Source organism: Pseudomonas sp. P5_109, assembly GCF_034009455.1.
GTDB lineage: Bacteria > Pseudomonadota > Gammaproteobacteria > Pseudomonadales > Pseudomonadaceae > Aquipseudomonas.
The window spans coordinates 2,296,578-2,313,777 of record NZ_CP125380.1 but is presented as its reverse complement, the minus strand read 5'-3'; the positions used below and the strand labels follow the sequence as shown (position 1 = coordinate 2,313,777).

21 protein-coding genes and 1 tRNA gene are annotated in these 17,200 nt (G+C 53.9%); 6 read left to right on the top strand and 16 right to left on the bottom strand.

The features are described 5' to 3' along the window. Positions 1 to 169 precede the first annotated feature (169 nt). The 5 genes from QMK54_RS10510 to QMK54_RS10490 form a co-directional block, all read right to left on the bottom strand. Complete coding sequence (locus tag QMK54_RS10510) at positions 170 to 565, bottom strand: hypothetical protein (RefSeq protein ID WP_320402469.1); 396 nt, start codon at positions 563 to 565, stop codon at positions 170 to 172. Beyond that, the gene (locus QMK54_RS10505; RefSeq protein WP_320402468.1) at positions 562 to 1,080 is read right to left on the bottom strand and encodes a hypothetical protein; all 519 of its coding nucleotides are present in this window, start codon (positions 1,078 to 1,080) and stop codon (positions 562 to 564) included. The genes QMK54_RS10510 and QMK54_RS10505 overlap by 4 nt, the downstream gene beginning before the upstream one ends. After that, positions 1,077 to 1,844 (bottom strand): hypothetical protein, encoded by a 768-nt coding sequence (locus QMK54_RS10500; protein WP_320402467.1) that lies wholly within the window; start codon positions 1,842 to 1,844, stop codon positions 1,077 to 1,079. Before QMK54_RS10500 ends, QMK54_RS10505 begins: the two co-directional genes overlap by 4 nt. 394 nt (positions 1,845 to 2,238) lie before the next feature. After that, on the bottom strand, positions 2,239 to 2,664 hold the full coding sequence (locus QMK54_RS10495; protein WP_320402906.1) for a cell wall hydrolase: 426 nt from the start codon (positions 2,662 to 2,664) through the stop codon (positions 2,239 to 2,241). 98 nt (positions 2,665 to 2,762) lie between these two features. Next, positions 2,763 to 4,307 (bottom strand): hypothetical protein, encoded by a 1,545-nt coding sequence (locus tag QMK54_RS10490; protein ID WP_320402960.1) that lies wholly within the window; start codon positions 4,305 to 4,307, stop codon positions 2,763 to 2,765. On the opposite strand from QMK54_RS10490, the gene QMK54_RS10485 reads away from it, so the two are divergent. Beyond that, positions 4,222 to 4,533 (top strand): hypothetical protein, encoded by a 312-nt coding sequence (locus QMK54_RS10485; protein WP_320402466.1) that lies wholly within the window; start codon positions 4,222 to 4,224, stop codon positions 4,531 to 4,533. The genes QMK54_RS10490 and QMK54_RS10485 overlap by 86 nt on opposite strands. 308 nt (positions 4,534 to 4,841) lie before the next feature. Here QMK54_RS10485 and QMK54_RS10480 read toward each other — a convergent pair whose 3' ends face one another. Further along, positions 4,842 to 5,453, bottom strand: a complete 612-nt coding sequence (locus QMK54_RS10480; protein WP_320402465.1) for a hypothetical protein — start codon at positions 5,451 to 5,453, stop codon at positions 4,842 to 4,844. Positions 5,454 to 5,506: 53 nt separating this feature from the next. Here QMK54_RS10480 and QMK54_RS10475 point away from each other — a divergent pair, with 53 nt between their 5' ends. Continuing rightward, complete coding sequence (locus QMK54_RS10475; protein ID WP_320402464.1) at positions 5,507 to 6,298, top strand: hypothetical protein; 792 nt, start codon at positions 5,507 to 5,509, stop codon at positions 6,296 to 6,298. Here the strand turns inward: QMK54_RS10475 and QMK54_RS10470 are convergent. Together QMK54_RS10470 and QMK54_RS10465 are read right to left on the bottom strand one after the other, a co-directional pair. Next, positions 6,265 to 7,785 (bottom strand): hypothetical protein, encoded by a 1,521-nt coding sequence (locus QMK54_RS10470; RefSeq protein ID WP_320402463.1) that lies wholly within the window; start codon positions 7,783 to 7,785, stop codon positions 6,265 to 6,267. The two genes, QMK54_RS10475 and QMK54_RS10470, sit on opposite strands and share 34 nt — an antisense overlap. A 237-nt stretch (positions 7,786 to 8,022) precedes the next feature. Continuing rightward, positions 8,023 to 8,700: a DUF2971 domain-containing protein gene (locus tag QMK54_RS10465; RefSeq protein WP_320402462.1), complete on the bottom strand. Its 678-nt coding sequence runs from the start codon at positions 8,698 to 8,700 to the stop codon at positions 8,023 to 8,025. Between the two features lie 57 nt (positions 8,701 to 8,757). Between QMK54_RS10465 and QMK54_RS10460 the strand changes: the two genes are divergently transcribed. Beyond that, positions 8,758 to 9,582, top strand: coding sequence for a hypothetical protein (locus QMK54_RS10460; protein WP_320402461.1), 825 nt, complete (start codon positions 8,758 to 8,760; stop codon positions 9,580 to 9,582). A gap of 5 nt (positions 9,583 to 9,587) precedes the next feature. Here QMK54_RS10460 and QMK54_RS10455 read toward each other — a convergent pair whose 3' ends face one another. Further along, positions 9,588 to 9,989 (bottom strand): hypothetical protein, encoded by a 402-nt coding sequence (locus QMK54_RS10455; protein ID WP_320402460.1) that lies wholly within the window; start codon positions 9,987 to 9,989, stop codon positions 9,588 to 9,590. A 168-nt stretch (positions 9,990 to 10,157) separates the two neighbouring features. Here QMK54_RS10455 and QMK54_RS10450 point away from each other — a divergent pair, with 168 nt between their 5' ends. From QMK54_RS10450 to QMK54_RS10440, 3 genes are all read left to right on the top strand, one after another. Then, positions 10,158 to 10,523 (top strand): hypothetical protein, encoded by a 366-nt coding sequence (locus tag QMK54_RS10450; protein WP_320402459.1) that lies wholly within the window; start codon positions 10,158 to 10,160, stop codon positions 10,521 to 10,523. A 208-nt stretch (positions 10,524 to 10,731) separates the two neighbouring features. Beyond that, positions 10,732 to 11,151 carry a hypothetical protein gene (locus tag QMK54_RS10445; RefSeq protein ID WP_320402458.1) on the top strand — a complete coding sequence of 140 codons (420 nt, stop codon included), beginning with the start codon at positions 10,732 to 10,734 and terminating at the stop codon, positions 11,149 to 11,151. Then, entirely contained in the window at positions 11,037 to 12,200 is a 1,164-nt protein-coding gene (locus QMK54_RS10440; RefSeq protein WP_320402905.1) for a tyrosine-type recombinase/integrase, read from the top strand. The genes QMK54_RS10445 and QMK54_RS10440 overlap by 115 nt, the downstream gene beginning before the upstream one ends. A gap of 79 nt (positions 12,201 to 12,279) precedes the next feature. Here QMK54_RS10440 and QMK54_RS10435 read toward each other — a convergent pair. The 7 genes from QMK54_RS10435 to rpmI form a co-directional block, all read right to left on the bottom strand. After that, positions 12,280 to 12,356 (bottom strand) — tRNA-Pro (locus tag QMK54_RS10435). 89 nt (positions 12,357 to 12,445) lie between these two features. Further along, positions 12,446 to 12,802 (bottom strand): MerR family transcriptional regulator, encoded by a 357-nt coding sequence (locus QMK54_RS10430; RefSeq protein ID WP_003179985.1) that lies wholly within the window; start codon positions 12,800 to 12,802, stop codon positions 12,446 to 12,448. Beyond that, positions 12,783 to 13,085, bottom strand: coding sequence for an integration host factor subunit alpha (ihfA, locus tag QMK54_RS10425; protein ID WP_002553164.1), 303 nt, complete (start codon positions 13,083 to 13,085; stop codon positions 12,783 to 12,785). Before ihfA ends, QMK54_RS10430 begins: the two co-directional genes overlap by 20 nt. Before the next feature lie 3 nt (positions 13,086 to 13,088). Next, positions 13,089 to 15,467 (bottom strand): phenylalanine--tRNA ligase subunit beta, encoded by a 2,379-nt coding sequence (gene pheT / locus QMK54_RS10420; RefSeq protein ID WP_223592953.1) that lies wholly within the window; start codon positions 15,465 to 15,467, stop codon positions 13,089 to 13,091. Between the two features lie 26 nt (positions 15,468 to 15,493). Further along, a complete protein-coding gene (pheS, locus tag QMK54_RS10415) occupies positions 15,494 to 16,510 on the bottom strand; it encodes a phenylalanine--tRNA ligase subunit alpha (protein ID WP_007992477.1) in 1,017 nt (338 codons plus the stop codon). Between the two features lie 109 nt (positions 16,511 to 16,619). Further along, positions 16,620 to 16,976 carry a 50S ribosomal protein L20 gene (gene rplT, locus QMK54_RS10410; RefSeq protein ID WP_007905879.1) on the bottom strand — a complete coding sequence of 119 codons (357 nt, stop codon included), beginning with the start codon at positions 16,974 to 16,976 and terminating at the stop codon, positions 16,620 to 16,622. Between the two features lie 28 nt (positions 16,977 to 17,004). Next, entirely contained in the window at positions 17,005 to 17,199 is a 195-nt protein-coding gene (rpmI, locus tag QMK54_RS10405) for a 50S ribosomal protein L35 (protein ID WP_002553160.1), read from the bottom strand. Position 17,200: the final 1 nt, after the last annotated feature.

Below are 17,200 nucleotides of genomic sequence, written 5' to 3'. Positions count from 1 at the left end.
CCGACAGCACCTTGAAATCGCAACTAAGCTTATCATTCAATGCCAAAATAGAATTGAAAACGATGTGGTGGGGATATGGGTGGAAAAGATAAAGACATGAACATGAGAATCATTAGCCCCTCTCAGACCGCAACTTCAAACGAGCGATAAGCATCATAAACGCCCAAGACTACTCCTGCTCTGAAGACAGCTTATTTGCTTGCAACAATTCTCTCAAACCAGTATCGACTCGAGCGTATGAATGCCCCCTAGTTTTAATGAACGAAGCCTTGTGCGTTCCGGTTGCATTTATAATCTGAGGTTTAGGTACTGCTTTTGAGCAGTGCCCGAAAATAGCCTGCCCTTGAATTTCATCATCAACCTCTAGCATTGACTGTTCGCAAACCAGCTCGATACCTTCCTCAATGGTTTTGACGATTGTAACCTTTCCAAAAATACTAATCTTGAATGGATACACCGTTTTTTTAAGTTTCTCATGCCTAAATGGAATAAGCTGAAAATACTTCCGGCATTGCACAGCGATAGACTCACCTTCAACGGATGCGCCGATAGAGGCCGACTTCATTCAAAACCTCCCTCACTCCAAATCCGTAGCGAATTACTTTCCAAACTCAAACACTCCATCGCAATATCGATACTTTCTTGCGCACAGTTAAACATATTAGAATAATCCGACGACGAATACTCTATTCCTGTCAAACTGTGCACCCTATCAATATTGTAAATCAAATCTTCCCTTGGCACATCAACCTGGAAACTTACAAAACTTTCTGCAACTCGCTCAAACTCCTCCTCATCAATCTGCTCTAAAAGCAGGGCCGCATAGCTTGCATTGAAATCAATTAGCTTATGCTGCCACCGCACAACACCCTTCAGCAGGCTAAGGTCTTTTTCTTTTTCTAAAAAATACTGCGACCATTTACCTACAAAAGCATCAGTGGGCACTAAAAAAACTTGAGCAGTTCTAGACTCAGTACTCCCCGATATACGAGCCATATAGTCGAAATGGTTATCAGGGATAAGAGACTGAACATTTGAGCTTGTCACTTCGCTCGCTTCAATAAGTTCCAGGCTTTTCATTTAGGAGTATTCCCTGAAGCATCAAATTTAATCCACTCTTGAAATTTACCACCTATAAACTGCTTAATTTCAGAAGTGACCGCCACTAACTCACTGCGAGCATCCATCCCATTCGTCAATCTTGGCTTGTTATTTACATCAATCTTGAAAGAGTAACCCATCTCATGTACAGGAATCGCTGAAACATCAAGCGCCTTAGGTTGAAGCCCCGGCTCAAAAATCGCTTTTCGGAGTTCATAAACGTCAATTTCAAAATTCAGATATAAATCTTCTTTAGTTTTAAATCCAACTTTTAACGCAACACTAGCAGTATCATAAAGCCGCTCCAACTTTACAAACCGACTAAATACATTTTCACTTAAGGCATCACGCCCTAATTCCGATGGAACATTTACAACAAAAATTACACCAACCTCTCCAGTCAAGCCGCCAGGCTGAAACTTCTGAGCCCTCACATGGATATCTGCAATATTTTTAAAAATTATATCCATTTGTTGGTCAAGTGCTTTTTCGGAGTTTTCAAAACCCAAAACCAGCTGAACCAGTGACTGACTGAGCATTAATTGTCTTTGCCCATTCTGAAAGATAAGCCGTGGAGCGGACGGTTCAAAGTCATCGGGAACATTGGTTTGCTGGGACTGCGTATGAAAGGCCGCCCCAAAAACAGATTCCGCCTCTTCCTGGCGATATCTAACACGCTTATCTAAAGCGTGGTTGAGAATACAAATTGCCTGAGCAATATAGGCCTTTTGAAGGTCGACCATAACTATTCCAGTTCCTGTATAATCTTTGAAACAAGTAGGGACGGTAGAACGATTCCCTCAACATTTGAAGGTATAAGCTTAATCATTTTCCGCTCCAAAGCTAAAAATCCCAGCATTCTACATCTCTAATGCAACCCATTGCACTGCAAAACACATGTTTTTTGAGCCATCCATGGCGCCTCCATTTCCCGTATTGGCGACCGAATTTCTAAGAAAATCTCCAACAAATTCAATTCGCTAAAGCAGGAAAAACTCAACGATCCCACTGATTTTGAGTAAAGAGTAGCTGGAAAACTCTCCCCTATCCATGCTGCACACTCGTGCCATTGCTGGCGATGTAGTGTGGGCCATCTGCTCCCATGCTATATAGGGAAGAATCCGCAACCAGTCGGCTTCATGGCACATCCTTGAAGAAGACGTGGCCGCCGAGCTTGAGGGTCTGCTTCGCCTTCACAGCCCAGGCCGGAGGCGTCCTCATGCTGGTCGCGTAATAGTGCGTAGCACCGCCGGTGGGATCCGGCACCTTTCCATCGATCACTTGGTCAGCGGCAATCCGCGCCTGTGCGAGCTCGCGGAAAGGAATCTGCTTCGCGCCAGTCAGGTAGGCGAAGTTCGGGTCGTTCCTGTTCCAGCAGCTGAACTGGTAGGGCTTCTGGCAAACACCGGCATAGCCCTCCCCCCACCATGACTTGGCCTTGCCATCGTTCACCCGGTTGCGGATCGTCCAGGCCACCGCGATCTGGCCAGCCAGGCTTTCGCCACGGGCCTCACCCCACAGCGTACGTGCAAGGATGTCGCGGTCTCTTTCTGTTGCAGTCATCACTTTTCTCCAGCCGAAAAAAAGCCCGCATTCGGCGGGCATGGTTCATCCATTAATCGGCACTGCCGGACGAACTTCCGTCCGTCTCTCGCGCCAGATCAGAGATTGGTAGTCATCTTGATGACGCTGTCCACGTTCCAGGTTTCTCCGGGATGAGTGGTGTGCGTTATGCCGCCCATGGTGCTGACCGCGCTGCCAGCAACGCTGTAATAAATCTTGTTGTAGAACGGCGCATTGGCCACGAAGAAGCCGCAGTCGTCAAAGCCTGGGTGCTTCAGTACCTCGACACTCGCGGAGATTCCGGTAGGCCCCCAGAGCTGGGACGCCGGCAGCGACCCTAAAGTGGCCACCTGAGCAAAGCCTGTCGTGGACACATCCTCGGTCGAGGCATAAGGCGCACGCATGGCAGTATTGGTGATGACGTCCCCGCTCGTGTCTGCCAGCAGCCGTTTGATCGGCAGCATGGTCATCATCGCTGCCTTGAGTACCAAGGCCTGCGACCACACCACTTGCTGCGACAGCTCGATCCGCATGCCGCCTTCGGCATGGCTAATGGTTACGCGCTTAGAGTGGGTGGCCACTTCCGTCTGGGTATTGCACCTGAACAGCTTCGAGTACTGTACAAGCTGCAGCTTCTTGCCGACGTACGTGGCGACCGTATTGAACGGGATCTGCACACCATCCAGAAATAGAGCGGCATGGGTTTTGATCTCGTCGCCATGGTAACCCCCGATGTAATCCGGGGCGCCTTCCTCCAACCACGCGCCCGCGATCTCACCACCATTGAGCAACGCCAGGCCCGCCCGGGCCCGGGTAAAGCTCATGGCCTCCGCGAGCAGATCGCACTCATAGCCATGTTTAAGCCGCCAGAGGTCGGAGTTGCCGAAAGCATCCACACCCGTTGGGTCGAACGGCTTGTTTTCATAGCCGATGGTTTGCTCCAGGTACTTGCTCGATCCGGACTTGGCGCCCTTCACGAAAGTGCTGAGAGTGTTTACCCCCACCTTCACCACCACATCATCATTCGCCAGCGTGGAAACCACCGTCGCGCCCGGCGCGGAGGCACGCGGAAAACCACAGAGCGACCCGAAGTCGTTAATGCCGTTCCAGTAGAACATCGGCAGTTGATTGGGCAGGCCTCGAAAGCGGTCAGGGCTAGGAGATTCGTAATAGACCCCGCCCTTCACTGCCGTAGCCGGAGTGTCGCCGGTCGTTACCGTGGCCGATAGGTCAAGGTAGGCAACATTGAAGCCGGTGCTGGTGAAAGAAAACGAGCCTGGGGCGATCTTGATGCGCCCCTGCCCACTATTAGTGGGCAGGATCAAAAAGTTGTCCCAGGCCAGCGTTCGGGTAGTCGGGTCAAAGGTGATATTGATCGGCGCCTGTTTCAGCCAGACTTCGCCCAAATACGTGTTTAGCGGCCTTCGATTGGCCAGCGCACCGCCATACCCGAAAGCGCGCCGAGGTAGTAATTCATGCGCCGCATAGCTCGCGTCCAACAACGCAAACGACAAACCTGGCTCGCATTGCCGGCCAGCGGTATAGATGAGGTAAGCCATGGCAGTCGCGCAGAAAGAACGATCGGCAAAGACTGCGGCGAGGCGAAAGACTCGCGGCGAGGAAGAATTGCGAATGCATGCCATGGCCGGCACCCGGCAAGCGCTGGCTGACTTGATGGCCTGGCACGGCATCGAGGAACAGGGCGAGGCGATGACGTTGATGGTTCATCACTTGCACAGTCTCGGTCCGGAAGGATCTGCGCAGTTTCTTGCAGCGCCGCGACACGAATACGTGATCCCCGAAAACGTGTCGCACAAACTTGAGCTCGCTTACCACCGCGAAGCCCTGCGCATTTGTCACGAGGAATGATTGCTCTCTTTGGTTTTTACCCAAAGAAGAGCTCCACCACGGTTGTACTTCCTGCTCCACTCGTCGCTGCAAACCTTGCACTTGAGAAGTAGCTCCTGATCCACGGCGTCACGGCCTCCGAGTATTTCGAAGCTGCCGAGGTCGTCATCTTGCTCGTACGAGTGCATTGATTTTTCACAGCAGTCGTTTGGAAACATCGCTCACTCCTTGACCCGGCCCCATGCCGGTTACCCGTAATACCTTATCGCAACCCAAAACTCCATCGCACCGCGTACTCTCTGCCTCCGGCTGATTCGGTGGGAGTCTTCTCAGACAATATGCACGGGAAACAAATCTGTACGCATTTTTTGAATGGACTGCCTGCAAGCCTCAACGCTGGAGTCTAAGTTTATTTGATTAAGGCCTGCATTGTATTCACCGGCAGCAACGATCTGCTCCCACAACCCTTTAACTATCGACGCATTGAATCTGATGTCTACGAATGCGGATGTGTGTTCCTGTGACTCAAATCGAAGCACATCAACCGATGCAAGCATAAGCTGACAGTCGGACAAAGTGGCTATTGCTCTTGGGAGCAGCTCACGCGGGTCATACATGCCACCGCCAGAATGTGCCAATCGACTTATACGCTCGATTAAGCCAACACAAACCTCGGCAACCCCATAGGCTTTGATCACGTACTCATTTTTTTCTTTTTTTTCGTCTTCAATTTTCTGACGTCGTTGCTCCCCAGCAATGTATGTGGCCCCGATAATGGCTGCAATAGATCCGATTGCCTGAACCCAACTCGCCCATTCACTACTACTCAGCCCGACTTGAGTTATCACAAGAGCCGCAATAAAAAGCGCCGACAAGCCAAGAACAACATTTTGAACTGATACCAACGGTTTAAAAAGACTCTTCCCGTAATCGTTCAACATTCCTACACCACTCCCCGATTTTAACCGCCAAATATACCCGACGAGGACCCCCTATGTCCGCACAACAACCGCGAATCGTTTGCCAATTCAGCTGCGGTGCCGCCTCGGCGGTGGCTACTAAGTTGGCCTTGGCACAGTACGGCACGACACACGATGTTCAGATCATCAATTCGTTCCTGGCCAACGAGCACGAGGACAACCGCCGATTCCTGATGGACTGCCAGGAGTGGTTCGGGCAGGAAGTTGTACAGTTGCGGGATGAAAAGTACGGCGCCGACATCATCCAGGTGTTCCGACGTGAGCGATTCATGAAGGGACGCAACGGAGCGCCATGTACAAAATTACTGAAGCGCCGTTTACTCGATACCTGGAAAGAGCCTGGAGACGTAATGGTTTTCGGGTACACCGCTGAGGAAACTGACAGATTGGAGGACTTCCGCGAGCGAAACCCCAATCGCCCAGTGATTGCTCCATTGATCGAGCGCGGCCTGGGCAAAGAGGATTGCAAGGCGATGATCCAGCGCGCGGGCATTGAACTGCCGTTGATGTACCGCATGGGCTACGAAAATGCAAACTGCATCGGTTGCGTGAAAGGCGGCGAAGGTTACTTCCGGGCGATCCGCGAAGACTTCCCGAAGCAGTTCGAAGCCCTATGCCTAATCCAGGATGAATTGGGCGAAGGCTCCTATCTGTTTCGGAACCGAACCACAAATATCCGCTTCTCACTGCGAGAGCTGAGCGAGGGACCAGTGCGCCGTAACGAGAAGATCCCGGCCTGCTCATTCTTCTGCGAGATGGCGGAGGCTGACTATCACGCCACTGCCTCCGATACAGGCACGCCTTGATTCTGGCTATCTACTGCCGAATGAATTAGTCGCAACTTCAGCCTGTGATGCACTATGCGGTGACAGTTTGCACATAGACAACGCAGTTGGTCGAGGGTGGTCTTGTGCTCATCGCCCATATCGGCGACCTGGACGGCTTCATGATGGACTTCGATACAGGCCGTACCAAAATCACCGTAGGCCTCGATAGGATCTGTTCCGCACTCTTCGCAGAATAGCCGGCCATGTTTTTTGATGAATGAAGCCTTCTTGGCTTTAGATAAGCCTGGTGAGCGTTCGCGCTTGAGGTGAGACACCAATTTGACCTGGCCCTCTGCCCACACTCGCTCCTCAGTGTCAGTGGGTATTTCGACCGACTCAACATGCTCATCTTTTTGAACAATCTTGTAGCCTGCCGCCTCCAGCAGTTCAAAGCAGACGGTACCCACACCACCGGTGAAGTGGACTGGCTTAATGTCCTTTCCCAGCGCAGCTGTTGCTGCAAGGCCAAACACTTGCTTTGGCGCTAACCTCACACCGTCATCGGCCAACAAGTCATAGTCCGTCGATGGTCTATATCCATCAGCATGAGTACCTTGAAGTAGGATTTGCACCGCTTCCCAAATGTACTCGGGCGTGACTTTTCGCAATTGTTCCGCCGGTAATCGGCTTATGTCTTTCTCTAGCTCTATCCCACCTGCGGAAGCTGTGACCTGCGTTGCGGGCAACGCTTTTAAATCGCGTGCAGCTACTAGTTCGAGAATTACATTACCTAAAGCCGGCGAAATACTTGCGAGGAAACAACCTTCATTTCCATTGCCATTTTTCTTTATAGGAGAGTATTTCTCCGGCAGCAGCTCGGCTATAACTCCAATGTGTGATTTTGGCGAAATAGGATGATCCAACTTTCTCCATTCAATAGGCACCATCCAGCCAAGCTCCTGCCAATACTCGGCAGCCTGCCAATGACTTTCGGGAATAGGCTCTTCATGATGCAAACCCGACGCTACTCCTATGGCCTTTATGGAGCCATCTGCGTACGAAACGACAATATCACCTGGGCTCACAAGTGTAAGGTTCAAATACGTCTGGTTGGCAGCACCATTACGCTTTTTTTTGGGGGACCAGATATACCCGCCAGCATATTCATCTAGATGGGTTTTTTTGTGGTTTACCCACCAAAAATTCTTCATCTGAATTTTGGTCGGCACGATCAAATCAACTACGTCTGATGAGTTAAGCGAACGATTGTTGGCCTGGCCGTCCGGTAGGAGGCATCGAATGGAGTGACCTAGCTGAGCATGCGTTATCAATTCCTGCTCGGAGGTTACATCGATATCCGTGGTTTTCTCATTCCCACCATCGATGTGAACCCTATAGGAGCGCTGCCCGGTAGTTTTATCGGCCTGAAAGATGGGGTGAATTCGATCTCCATCCTGATTCAAGAAATAAACGCTCCCTGAAACCATCCGTGATCGCCCTACCAGCACTGCACCCGACTCATCCATAATCAAATCTCGACGAATATTTTTTGCATCTTAACACTAGGGTTGAGGCCGGCTATGCGCCCGAAGTTGTCTGCGAGCGTTCACCAAGACCCAGCAGGTGCACATGTGCGGTTCCAGTGTCAGCCCACCGCCAATAGCTGCTCTGGCCCTGGCCAATGACCCATGGCGGGTGGGTAAGCTTCAGCTTGAAGCCGCATAGCAGGCAATAACCAGTGATCCTCCTAGATTTTGCAGGGGCTATGGCCAGAGGCTTTCGTCCCTGTTCCTCACTATTTTGTATGACTTAAATGCAGTACGCACTTTAAAGCATTCGACAGTTTCGTACCGCTCACCCAACGTTTTCTTTAGTTTCTCTCGACTCACTTCTGAGTTGCAACCCACTATGACTTGGCGCAACTCACCGACTTGAGAAAATGATTTGAAGTAATACATGCCTTCCTTGGCCGCGGCGTTTAACAAAAAAACCTGACGTACTTCCTTCTCATATTTCCACTGAGAGTGCTTTACACGAAGTTGTTTTTTCATTAATTCAAACCGATCTACTTTAGGCAAAGCTAAATACTGATCAACGTCAAACTCAATTCGGCCGGCGCGATATTCAACAACGTGCAATCGGTCAGTAGGCACATCAAACGCCAAGCACACCCCTTTGTGCTTATCACCATAATGCCCCCACTGCACAGGACTTAGAAGCGATCGACTAAAGCAGAGCATTCCAAACGTACCGGCAATATCTTTCTTAAGTTTTACAAGATGCCTTCTAACTTCTTTATCAGGAGATGAATAACACATCATCTCAAATGGATCATTAAGATCCATTATCGTCGCAACCTTCAGCCTCGAATTTTGAAGGTTTTTCAGCCCAAACTCTTCGTTGCAGAAGTGGTAAACACGCGTCACGCCGGCATCAGTCATGTCTTCCTTCACCTGACAAAAGATCGAAAACCCCAATATACCGATAGAGGTATCCCCATGCCCACAGAAAACAAACCGGCGCGCACGTTCATCGTGCTGAGCCTGAAGCACACCTACCGCCGCCATAAAGCAATCACGCTTTGGCGGTCAGATGACAGTGGCTACTGCTGGATGCTGAGCAGCGCCGGCCACTACGAAGAAGCTCGAGTGCTCGAGCACCTTGGCTACTACAACAGCGGCTGCTCAAACATCGCGGTTCCTGCTGACCTGGTGGAACGGCTTTCCTGTGAGGTTGAGTACGACACCAAGGAGTTTGGGATTTGCCTGCCAAACAACGCCGACACCTGGGCCCAACTGCTGGCCTGCGTGATCCGCCCCACCGATTACGAGCCAAAACCGGAGTATCGGGGCTGCCGCTATTCGGAAAACAGCATGTGGATGAAGCGCAAACGCGTCGAGCACGTCAACCAGGCAATCCGAATCATTGGCGCCCACGGCCGGCGATTCTTCTTCAATCAAGTCGCGGATCGTTACGCCAGCATGGAGGTGGATCAACGGGGCAAAGTCTGGTTCATCGACGATTACAGCGCTCGGCGTATCTTCACGCACAAAACGAACTGGGGTGGCCGGTGGCGAGGGTTCAGTCACGGCGGCACCCTGCGCAGCCTGGTCGAAGGCTTTCGCGAATACATCCGCACCGGTGAGCCGCTGCACCGGGGCTATCTCGGCCCTGAACGATTCAACGACAGCAACATCTGGGGTTACGACGAGGAAGGCATGCGCGCAGTGCGAGAGCAGGCCGGCGCCCTTCCCGTCTTCCGGCAGCATGGGCAGACGACTGCGAATGCCCATGATCTGGTGTCGATGGAGATTGCAGGGTGAGCAAATTACTCTGCGTCTAAGTCCGCCCGTACGCGAGCAGCGATAGACGGCGCCCAATCCTGGCCGGTAATTTGATACGTCGAACGCTTCTTGCTGACGATTCGAATCGAGTAACTATCTGCGGATGGCGAGACAGGAGTGACAAACAAACCGATTACCTCCCCCCAAGTGGCCATTCCGGCGGGTGCTTCGGATTTAATGACGCCAGCGCTTTTGTTTACTTCAACAATGGCCAAACCTGAGCTCATAGCACTCACCGAAGACTTCCACACCTCGTTGTAAGTTTTATTTCGCACTTCAACGGTCACCCCACTATCAGTGGGTTGAAGCCCATCAATAGTAGAACAAGCAGCAGCACCAAGGCACAACGCACCAACAGCTAAAACCTTCGATACGGTTTTGATCATAAAGACACCCCTCATCCATTAGATTGGAAACTCAAGAAGCTTCGTAATATTCAATTCTTGTAAACGGTTTGACCTGATGCTGGCAACGAGCCAGAGCTTCGCATAATCCCCACAAAAGAACACCCCTCCCCCTTCAAAGTCAGCCGCCATAGCGGCAAGGACGAAGTCATGCCCGAAGAAAAAGTTCTAATTCAGCCGCTGCCGGTCGAACGCGACACCGACGGCTGGTGGTCACACCCGGATTACCTCTCAGAGTACGACGACGAAATCACCGAAGCACAGTTCCAGGAGTGGTGCCTGCGCCACCAGGTGGAAACGAAGATCACCTACATGGAAAGCGACGTTTCCTTCGACGTGTTCGATGCCTACATGGATGACGGCCAGTGCGATTGCTCGGCTTGGGAAATCCAGCATCCAGTCGAACCGGGCTGGTTCATCCTGTCGATCCATGGCGCCGAAGATGGTCCGATCTGCGTCTGGGGTCGCCGAGCAGTGCCGGTGCCGAAGCTGCCGGGCGCAAAGGTGACGCCATGATCTTCGCCCCGCTCTACATGCTCTGGCTCATCTACAAGGGGCCGCGTCGGTAAGGGTTCACCCCGCCAGTCACCTCAGGGGAGAAAGCATGTACGCAACTGGCGAGATGAACGAATAAACCGTAGCTCACCTTCAAAGCGTGCCTCACGCCCTTCATCAGAATTCCAAAATACCCACCCTCTGCCGCCGCGCGCGGCATGGAGCATTTATGTCAGCAGAACTGGCGCACGCGCCATCCCGGCCCAGGCGCGAAAGCATCCTCCCCCGTTTCATCCGTGCCGGCGCCGCCCCCCTCTACCTGGGCATGTGCCGCGCCGAGTTCGACAAAACCGTGCGCCCTTATGTCAGCGAGTTTCCGATCGGCGAGCGCGGTGTCGGCTTCGACCGGCAGGAGCTTGATGACTGGGCAACGGCGTACGTCGAGGCCAAAGCAATTGATAAAAAACGCGCCCCGGAGCAACAATTGCCCCGCAGCGAGCGCCTGAAAGGAGATAAATCATGGCGCGAAAATCGATCACAGGCCTCTCCGAGAGGAAAGGCATCTGGCATATCGACAAGAAAATCAACGGAGAACGACTTTACGAAAGCACTGGAACTGGTGACCGGGAAGAAGCGGAACGCTACCTGATCTACCGGCTTGAGCAGATTCGCCAGCAGAAGGTGTACGGCGTAAAGAAGGTGAGGATCTGGCGGGAAGCGGCGACTCGCTTCCTACTGGAGTTCAAAGACCAGCCTTCAATCAAGCTTTCAGCACACCACCTTTCCCAGCTGGACCCGTTCATTGGCGACATGCCGCTGACCCACATTGATGACAAGGCTCTGGTGCCGTTCATCAAGGACAGGTTGGCGACCAAGAAGCTCGAGGACGGCAAGGTAAAGAAGGGTGTGAGCAACAGAACGGTGAATATCTCGATCGAGCGTGTGGTTCGGGTTTTATCGTTGTGTGCCAGGAAGTGGCGAGACGATGAGCGCAGGCCGTGGCTAGATAGCGTGCCGATGCTCACGAAGCTGGAAGAGAAGAAGTCGAGCCGCAAGCCGTACCCGATGTCCTGGCAGGAGCAGTCGATTCTATTTTCGGAATTGCCGGCCCACCTGCAAACGATGGCGCTGTTCAAGGTGAACACCGGCACGCGGGAGCAGGAAGTCTGCAAGCTGAGATGGGATTGGGAGATTTCGGTACCGGAACTCGGCACCAGCGTTTTTCTGATTCCAGCTGATTTCGGGGGTAGGCACGAACGGTCTGGAGTGAAAAACGGTGATGAGCGACTGGTCGTGCTCAACAACGTGGCGAAGTCGATCATCGAACAGCAGCGCGGACTGAGCAAGGACTGGGTTTTCCCTTACAACGGCAGCGCGATGCACCGGATGAACGACTCGGCCTGGAAGAAGGCGCGGGTGAGAGCGGCGAAACTCTGGCAGGAGGAAAACCTTCGCCCCGCTCACCCAGGTTATGCATCCATCAGGATTCATGACCTCAAACACACATTTGGCCGTCGGCTACGCGCAGCAGGCGTCACCGAGGAAGACCGCAAGGCACTCCTGGGCCACAAGAACGGCAGTATCACCAGTCACTACTCGGGCGCTGAGCTCGGGCATCTGATTGAAGCTGCGAACATGGTATCAGCAACCGATTCGCGTGGACCGGTGCTGACGATATTGAAGAGGAAGCAAGCGTGAAAAATCGAGAAGTCACGCAAAAGTCACGCACATGAAAAAGGCCAATGCTGCGAACATTGGCCTAAGTCATTGAAAAATATGGTCGGGACGGAGTGATTCGAACACTCGACCCCTAGCACCCCATGCTAGTGCGCTACCGGACTGCGCTACGCCCCGACTAGGCGTGAAACCTGTTCCTCTTCTCGAGGAACGCTCAAGAATATATCGCAAGCTTTTGAAAACTGGAAGTATTTAAAAGCAGGAATTTATTTCTTGAGTACCACCAGAACATCTTCGAGCTCGGCGATCATCTGGCGGATCATTTGCTTGTATTGGGTGGTGTCGTCTTTGGCTTCATCACCGGACAAACGCAGGCGCGCTCCGCCGATGGTGAACCCCTGATCATAAAGGAGCGCGCGGATCTGCCGGATCATCAGCACGTCCTGGCGCTGATAATACCGGCGGTTTCCGCGGCGTTTGACAGGGTTGAGTTGAGGAAACTCCTGCTCCCAATAGCGCAGCACGTGTGGTTTAACCGCACACAGCTCGCTGACTTCACCAATGGTGAAGTAGCGTTTGCCCGGGATGACGGGGAGCTCGTCGTTATGACTTGGTTCCAGCATAAGCCTCAACTCGGGCCTTCAACTTCTGCCCTGGACGAAAGGTGACCACACGGCGAGCCGTGATCGGGATTTCTTCCCCCGTTTTCGGATTGCGGCCAGGCCGCTGGCGTTTGTCCCGAAGGTCGAAATTGCCGAAACCGGACAATTTGACTTGTTCGTTGTCTTCGAGCGCATGCCTGATTTCTTCAAAAAACAGTTCGACCAATTCCTTGGCCTCCCGTTTGTTCAGGCCCAGCTCTTCATACAGACGTTCCGCCATCTCAGCTTTCGTCAGAGCCCCCATACGTCACTTCCTTAACGTGGCGTTCAACCTTTGTTCGAGCGAGGTGAGGATGTTTTGCGTTGCGGTATTCACCTCATCGTCATTAAGAGTGCGCGATGGATGCTGCCAGGTCAAGCCGACTGCGAGGCTTTTTCTATCAGGATCAATGCCTTTACCCTGATACACGTCAAATAGCCTGAGGTCTGTCAGCCATTCGCCTGCATTTTCACGGATTACGTCCAGTACAGCCGTGGCTGCAACGTCTTTGTGCGCAATCAGTGCAAGGTCACGACGCACTTCAGGAAAGCGCGATAACTCGTGGAATTTCGGCATTTTGCCCGACGCCACTTCCGCCAGAACCAGTTCGAAGACGAAGACCGGACGGTCGAGACCGAGGGTTTTCGACAATTCGGGGTGGATCGCGCCAATGAAGCCGACCAGACGACCATCACGTTCGATGCGCGCGGTTTGACCCGGGTGCAGCGCCGGGTGCTTGCCCGGTACGAAAGTGAATGCATCCAGGGCACCGGCGAAGCCGAGCACCGCTTCCACGTCAGCCTTGACGTCGAAGAAGTCGACGGTGTCGCGGCCTTGCGCCCAGCCTTCCGGCAGACGGCTGCCACAAACCACGCCGGCCAGCATCGGTTCTTGCTTCAGGCCTTCGAGTTGACCCACGAAACGCAGGCCACTTTCGAACAGGCGCACGCGATCCTGCTGGCGGTTCAGGTTGTGCTGAAGCGACTTGACCAGACCTGGCCACAAGGACGAACGCATGGCGGCCATGTCGTTGGAAATCGGATTGGCCAGCAATAACGGCTCCACACCCGGATTAAACAGTTCGAACTGTTTCGGATCGATGAAGCTGTAGGTAATGGCTTCCTGGTAACCACGGGCAACCAGCAGGCGGCGCAGTTCTGGCAGGTCGCTACGCGCCTCTGCCTTGGCTTGCGGCGCCAGGCGCGCTTGCGGATAACGAACCGGCAAACGGTTGTAGCCGTACAGGCGTGCCAGCTCTTCGATCAGGTCGACTTCCAGGCTGATATCGAAGCGATGGCTTGGCACTTCTACACGCCACTGCCCTGCTCCGTCGGCAGTAATGGTCAGGCCCAAAGCGTTGAGCAGACGCTCCACTTCAGCCGAATCCATTTCCATGCCCAGCATCTGGGTAATGCGCTGGGCACGCAGGGTGACCGGAGCAATTTTCGGCAGGTGCTGTTCGCTGACGGTCTCGATGATCGGACCTGCTTCACCACCGGTGATGTCCAGCAGCAAGCCAGTCGCGCGCTCCATGGCCTCGCGGGCCAGTTGCCAGTCCACGCCACGCTCATAGCGATGCGATGCATCGGTGTGCAGGCCATAGGAACGGGCCTTGCCGGCTACGGCGATCTGGTCGAAGAAGGCGCTTTCCAGGAACACATCGCGTGTGGTCGCGGAGACACCGCTGTGCTCGCCACCCATGACGCCGGCAATTGCCAGTGCGCGGGAATGATCGGCAATCACCAGCGTATCGCTACGCAGGGTGACTTCCTGGCCGTCGAGCAGCACCAGCTTCTCGCCCTCTTCGGCCATGCGCACACGGATGCCTCCGTTGATTTCGGCGAGGTCGAAGGCGTGCAGTGGCTGACCCAGCTCAAGCATCACGTAGTTGGTGATGTCGACGGCAGCGTCGATGCTGCGCACATCCGCGCGACGCAGACGCTCTACCATCCACAGCGGCGTAGGCTTGGACAGGTCAACGTTACGAATCACACGACCGAGGTAGCGCGGGCACGCGGCCGGCGCCAGCACTTCTACCGAACGTACTTCGTCGTGCGCGGCAGGCACCGCAGCCACCACCGGACGGACCACCGGAGCGGCGTACAGCGCGCCGACCTCACGAGCCAGACCGGCGAGGGACAGGCAGTCACCACGGTTCGGGGTCAGGTCGACCTCGATGCTGGCGTCTTCCAGGTCCAGGTAAACGCGGAAGTCTTCGCCCACCGGCGCATCGGCCGGCAGCTCCATCAGGCCGTCATTGCCTTCACCGACCTGCAGCTCGGATTGCGAGCACAGCATGCCGTTGGACTCAACGCCACGCAGCTTGGCTTTCTTGATCTTGAAGTCGCCTGGCAGCTCGGCACCGATCATGGCGAAAGGAATCTTCAGGCCCGGGCGCACGTTGGGCGCACCGCAAACCACCTGGAAGGTTTCCGAACCGTTGCTGACCTGGCACACGCGCAGCTTGTCGGCGTCCGGGTGCTGCTCGGTGCTCAGCACCTCGCCAACGACCACGCCACTGAAAACACCGGCGGCCGGCGTAACGCTATCGACCTCAAGACCGGCCATCGACAGACGAGCAACCAGCTCGTCGCGACTTACCTGCGGGCTAACCCAGCCACGCAGCCATTGTTCACTGAATTTCATCCTGCTCTCCTAAGAATTCGTTACGACTAGCGAAATTGCGCGAGGAACCGCAAGTCGTTGTCGAAGAACAGACGCAAGTCGTTCACGCCGTAACGCAGCATGGCCAGACGCTCAACGCCCATGCCGAAGGCAAAGCCCGAGAACTCTTCCGGGTCGATCCCGGACATGCGCAGCACGTTCGGGTGAACCATGCCGCAGCCCATCACTTCCAGCCAACCGGTCTGCTTGCAGACGCGGCAGCCTTTACCGCTGCACATCACGCATTCCATGTCGACTTCAGCGGATGGCTCGGTGAACGGGAAGTACGAAGGACGGAAACGCACGGCCAGTTCTTTTTCGAAGAACACCCGCAGGAACTCTTCGATGGTGCCCTTGAGGTCGGCGAAATTGATGTCGCGATCGACCAGCAGGCCTTCGACCTGGTGGAACATCGGCGAGTGGGTGATATCGGAGTCGCTGCGGTATACGCGGCCTGGGCAGACGATGCGGATCGGCGGCTGCTTGGACTCCATGGTGCGGACCTGTACCGGCGAGGTATGGGTGCGCAACAGCATGTTCGCATTGAAATAGAAGGTGTCATGCATCGACCGGGCCGGGTGATGGCCTGGGATGTTGAGTGCTTCGAAGTTGTGATAGTCGTCTTCGACCTCGGGGCCTTCGGCGATGCCGTAGCCGATACGGGTGAAGAACTGTTCGACGCGTTCCAGAGTGCGGGTAACCGGATGCAGACCACCGGAGGTCTGACCACGGCCAGGCAGGGTCACGTCAATGGACTCGGCGGAGAGTTTGGCAGCCAGATCGGCTTCTTCAAACAACGCCTTGCGCGCATTGAGAACCTCTGTGACACGCTCCTTGGCAACGTTGATCAGCGCACCGACTTGCGGACGCTCTTCTGCCGGCAAATTCCCCAGGGTCTTCATCACCTGAGTCAATTCACCCTTCTTGCCAAGGTAGTGAACCCGGATTTGCTCCAGGGCATTGATATCTTCAGCGCTTTGCACAGCCTCTAGAGCTTGCGAGACGAGCGCATCCAGGTTTTCCATGTACAGACTCCAGATACAAAATAGGGGAAGAGCTTGAAGGCTCTTCCCCTATTTATGACGTTTAACACCTGGCCCCACAGATGCGAGGCCGGGTGACTGTCGGGGGTACTTAAGCCAAGGTGGCTTTAGCTTTCTCGACAATCGCAGCAAACGCCGCTTTTTCGTTCACTGCCAGATCAGCCAGAACCTTACGGTCGATCTCGATGGACGCTTTTTTCAGGCCGGCGATGAAACGGCTGTAGGACAGACCGTTGATACGAGCACCAGCGTTGATACGAGCGATCCACAGAGCGCGGAACTGACGTTTTTTCTGACGACGGTCACGGTAGGCGTATTGGCCTGCCTTGATTACCGCTTGCTTGGCAACACGGAATACGCGGGAGCGTGCGCCGTAGTAACCTTTAGCAAGTTTCAGAATTTTTTTGTGACGCTTACGGGCAATGACGCCACGCTTTACACGAGCCATGAGTTACTTCCTCTATTCTTGACTAAAATTAACGAAGGCGCAGCATGCGCTCGACTTTTGCCACGTCAGACGGATGCAGCAAGCTGCTACCGCGCAGTTGACGCTTACGCTTGGTCGACATTTTGGTCAGGATGTGGCTCTTGAAAGCGTGCTTGTGCTTGATACCGTTAGCAGTTTTCAGAAACCGCTTAGCAGCACCACTTTTGGTCTTCATTTTTGGCATG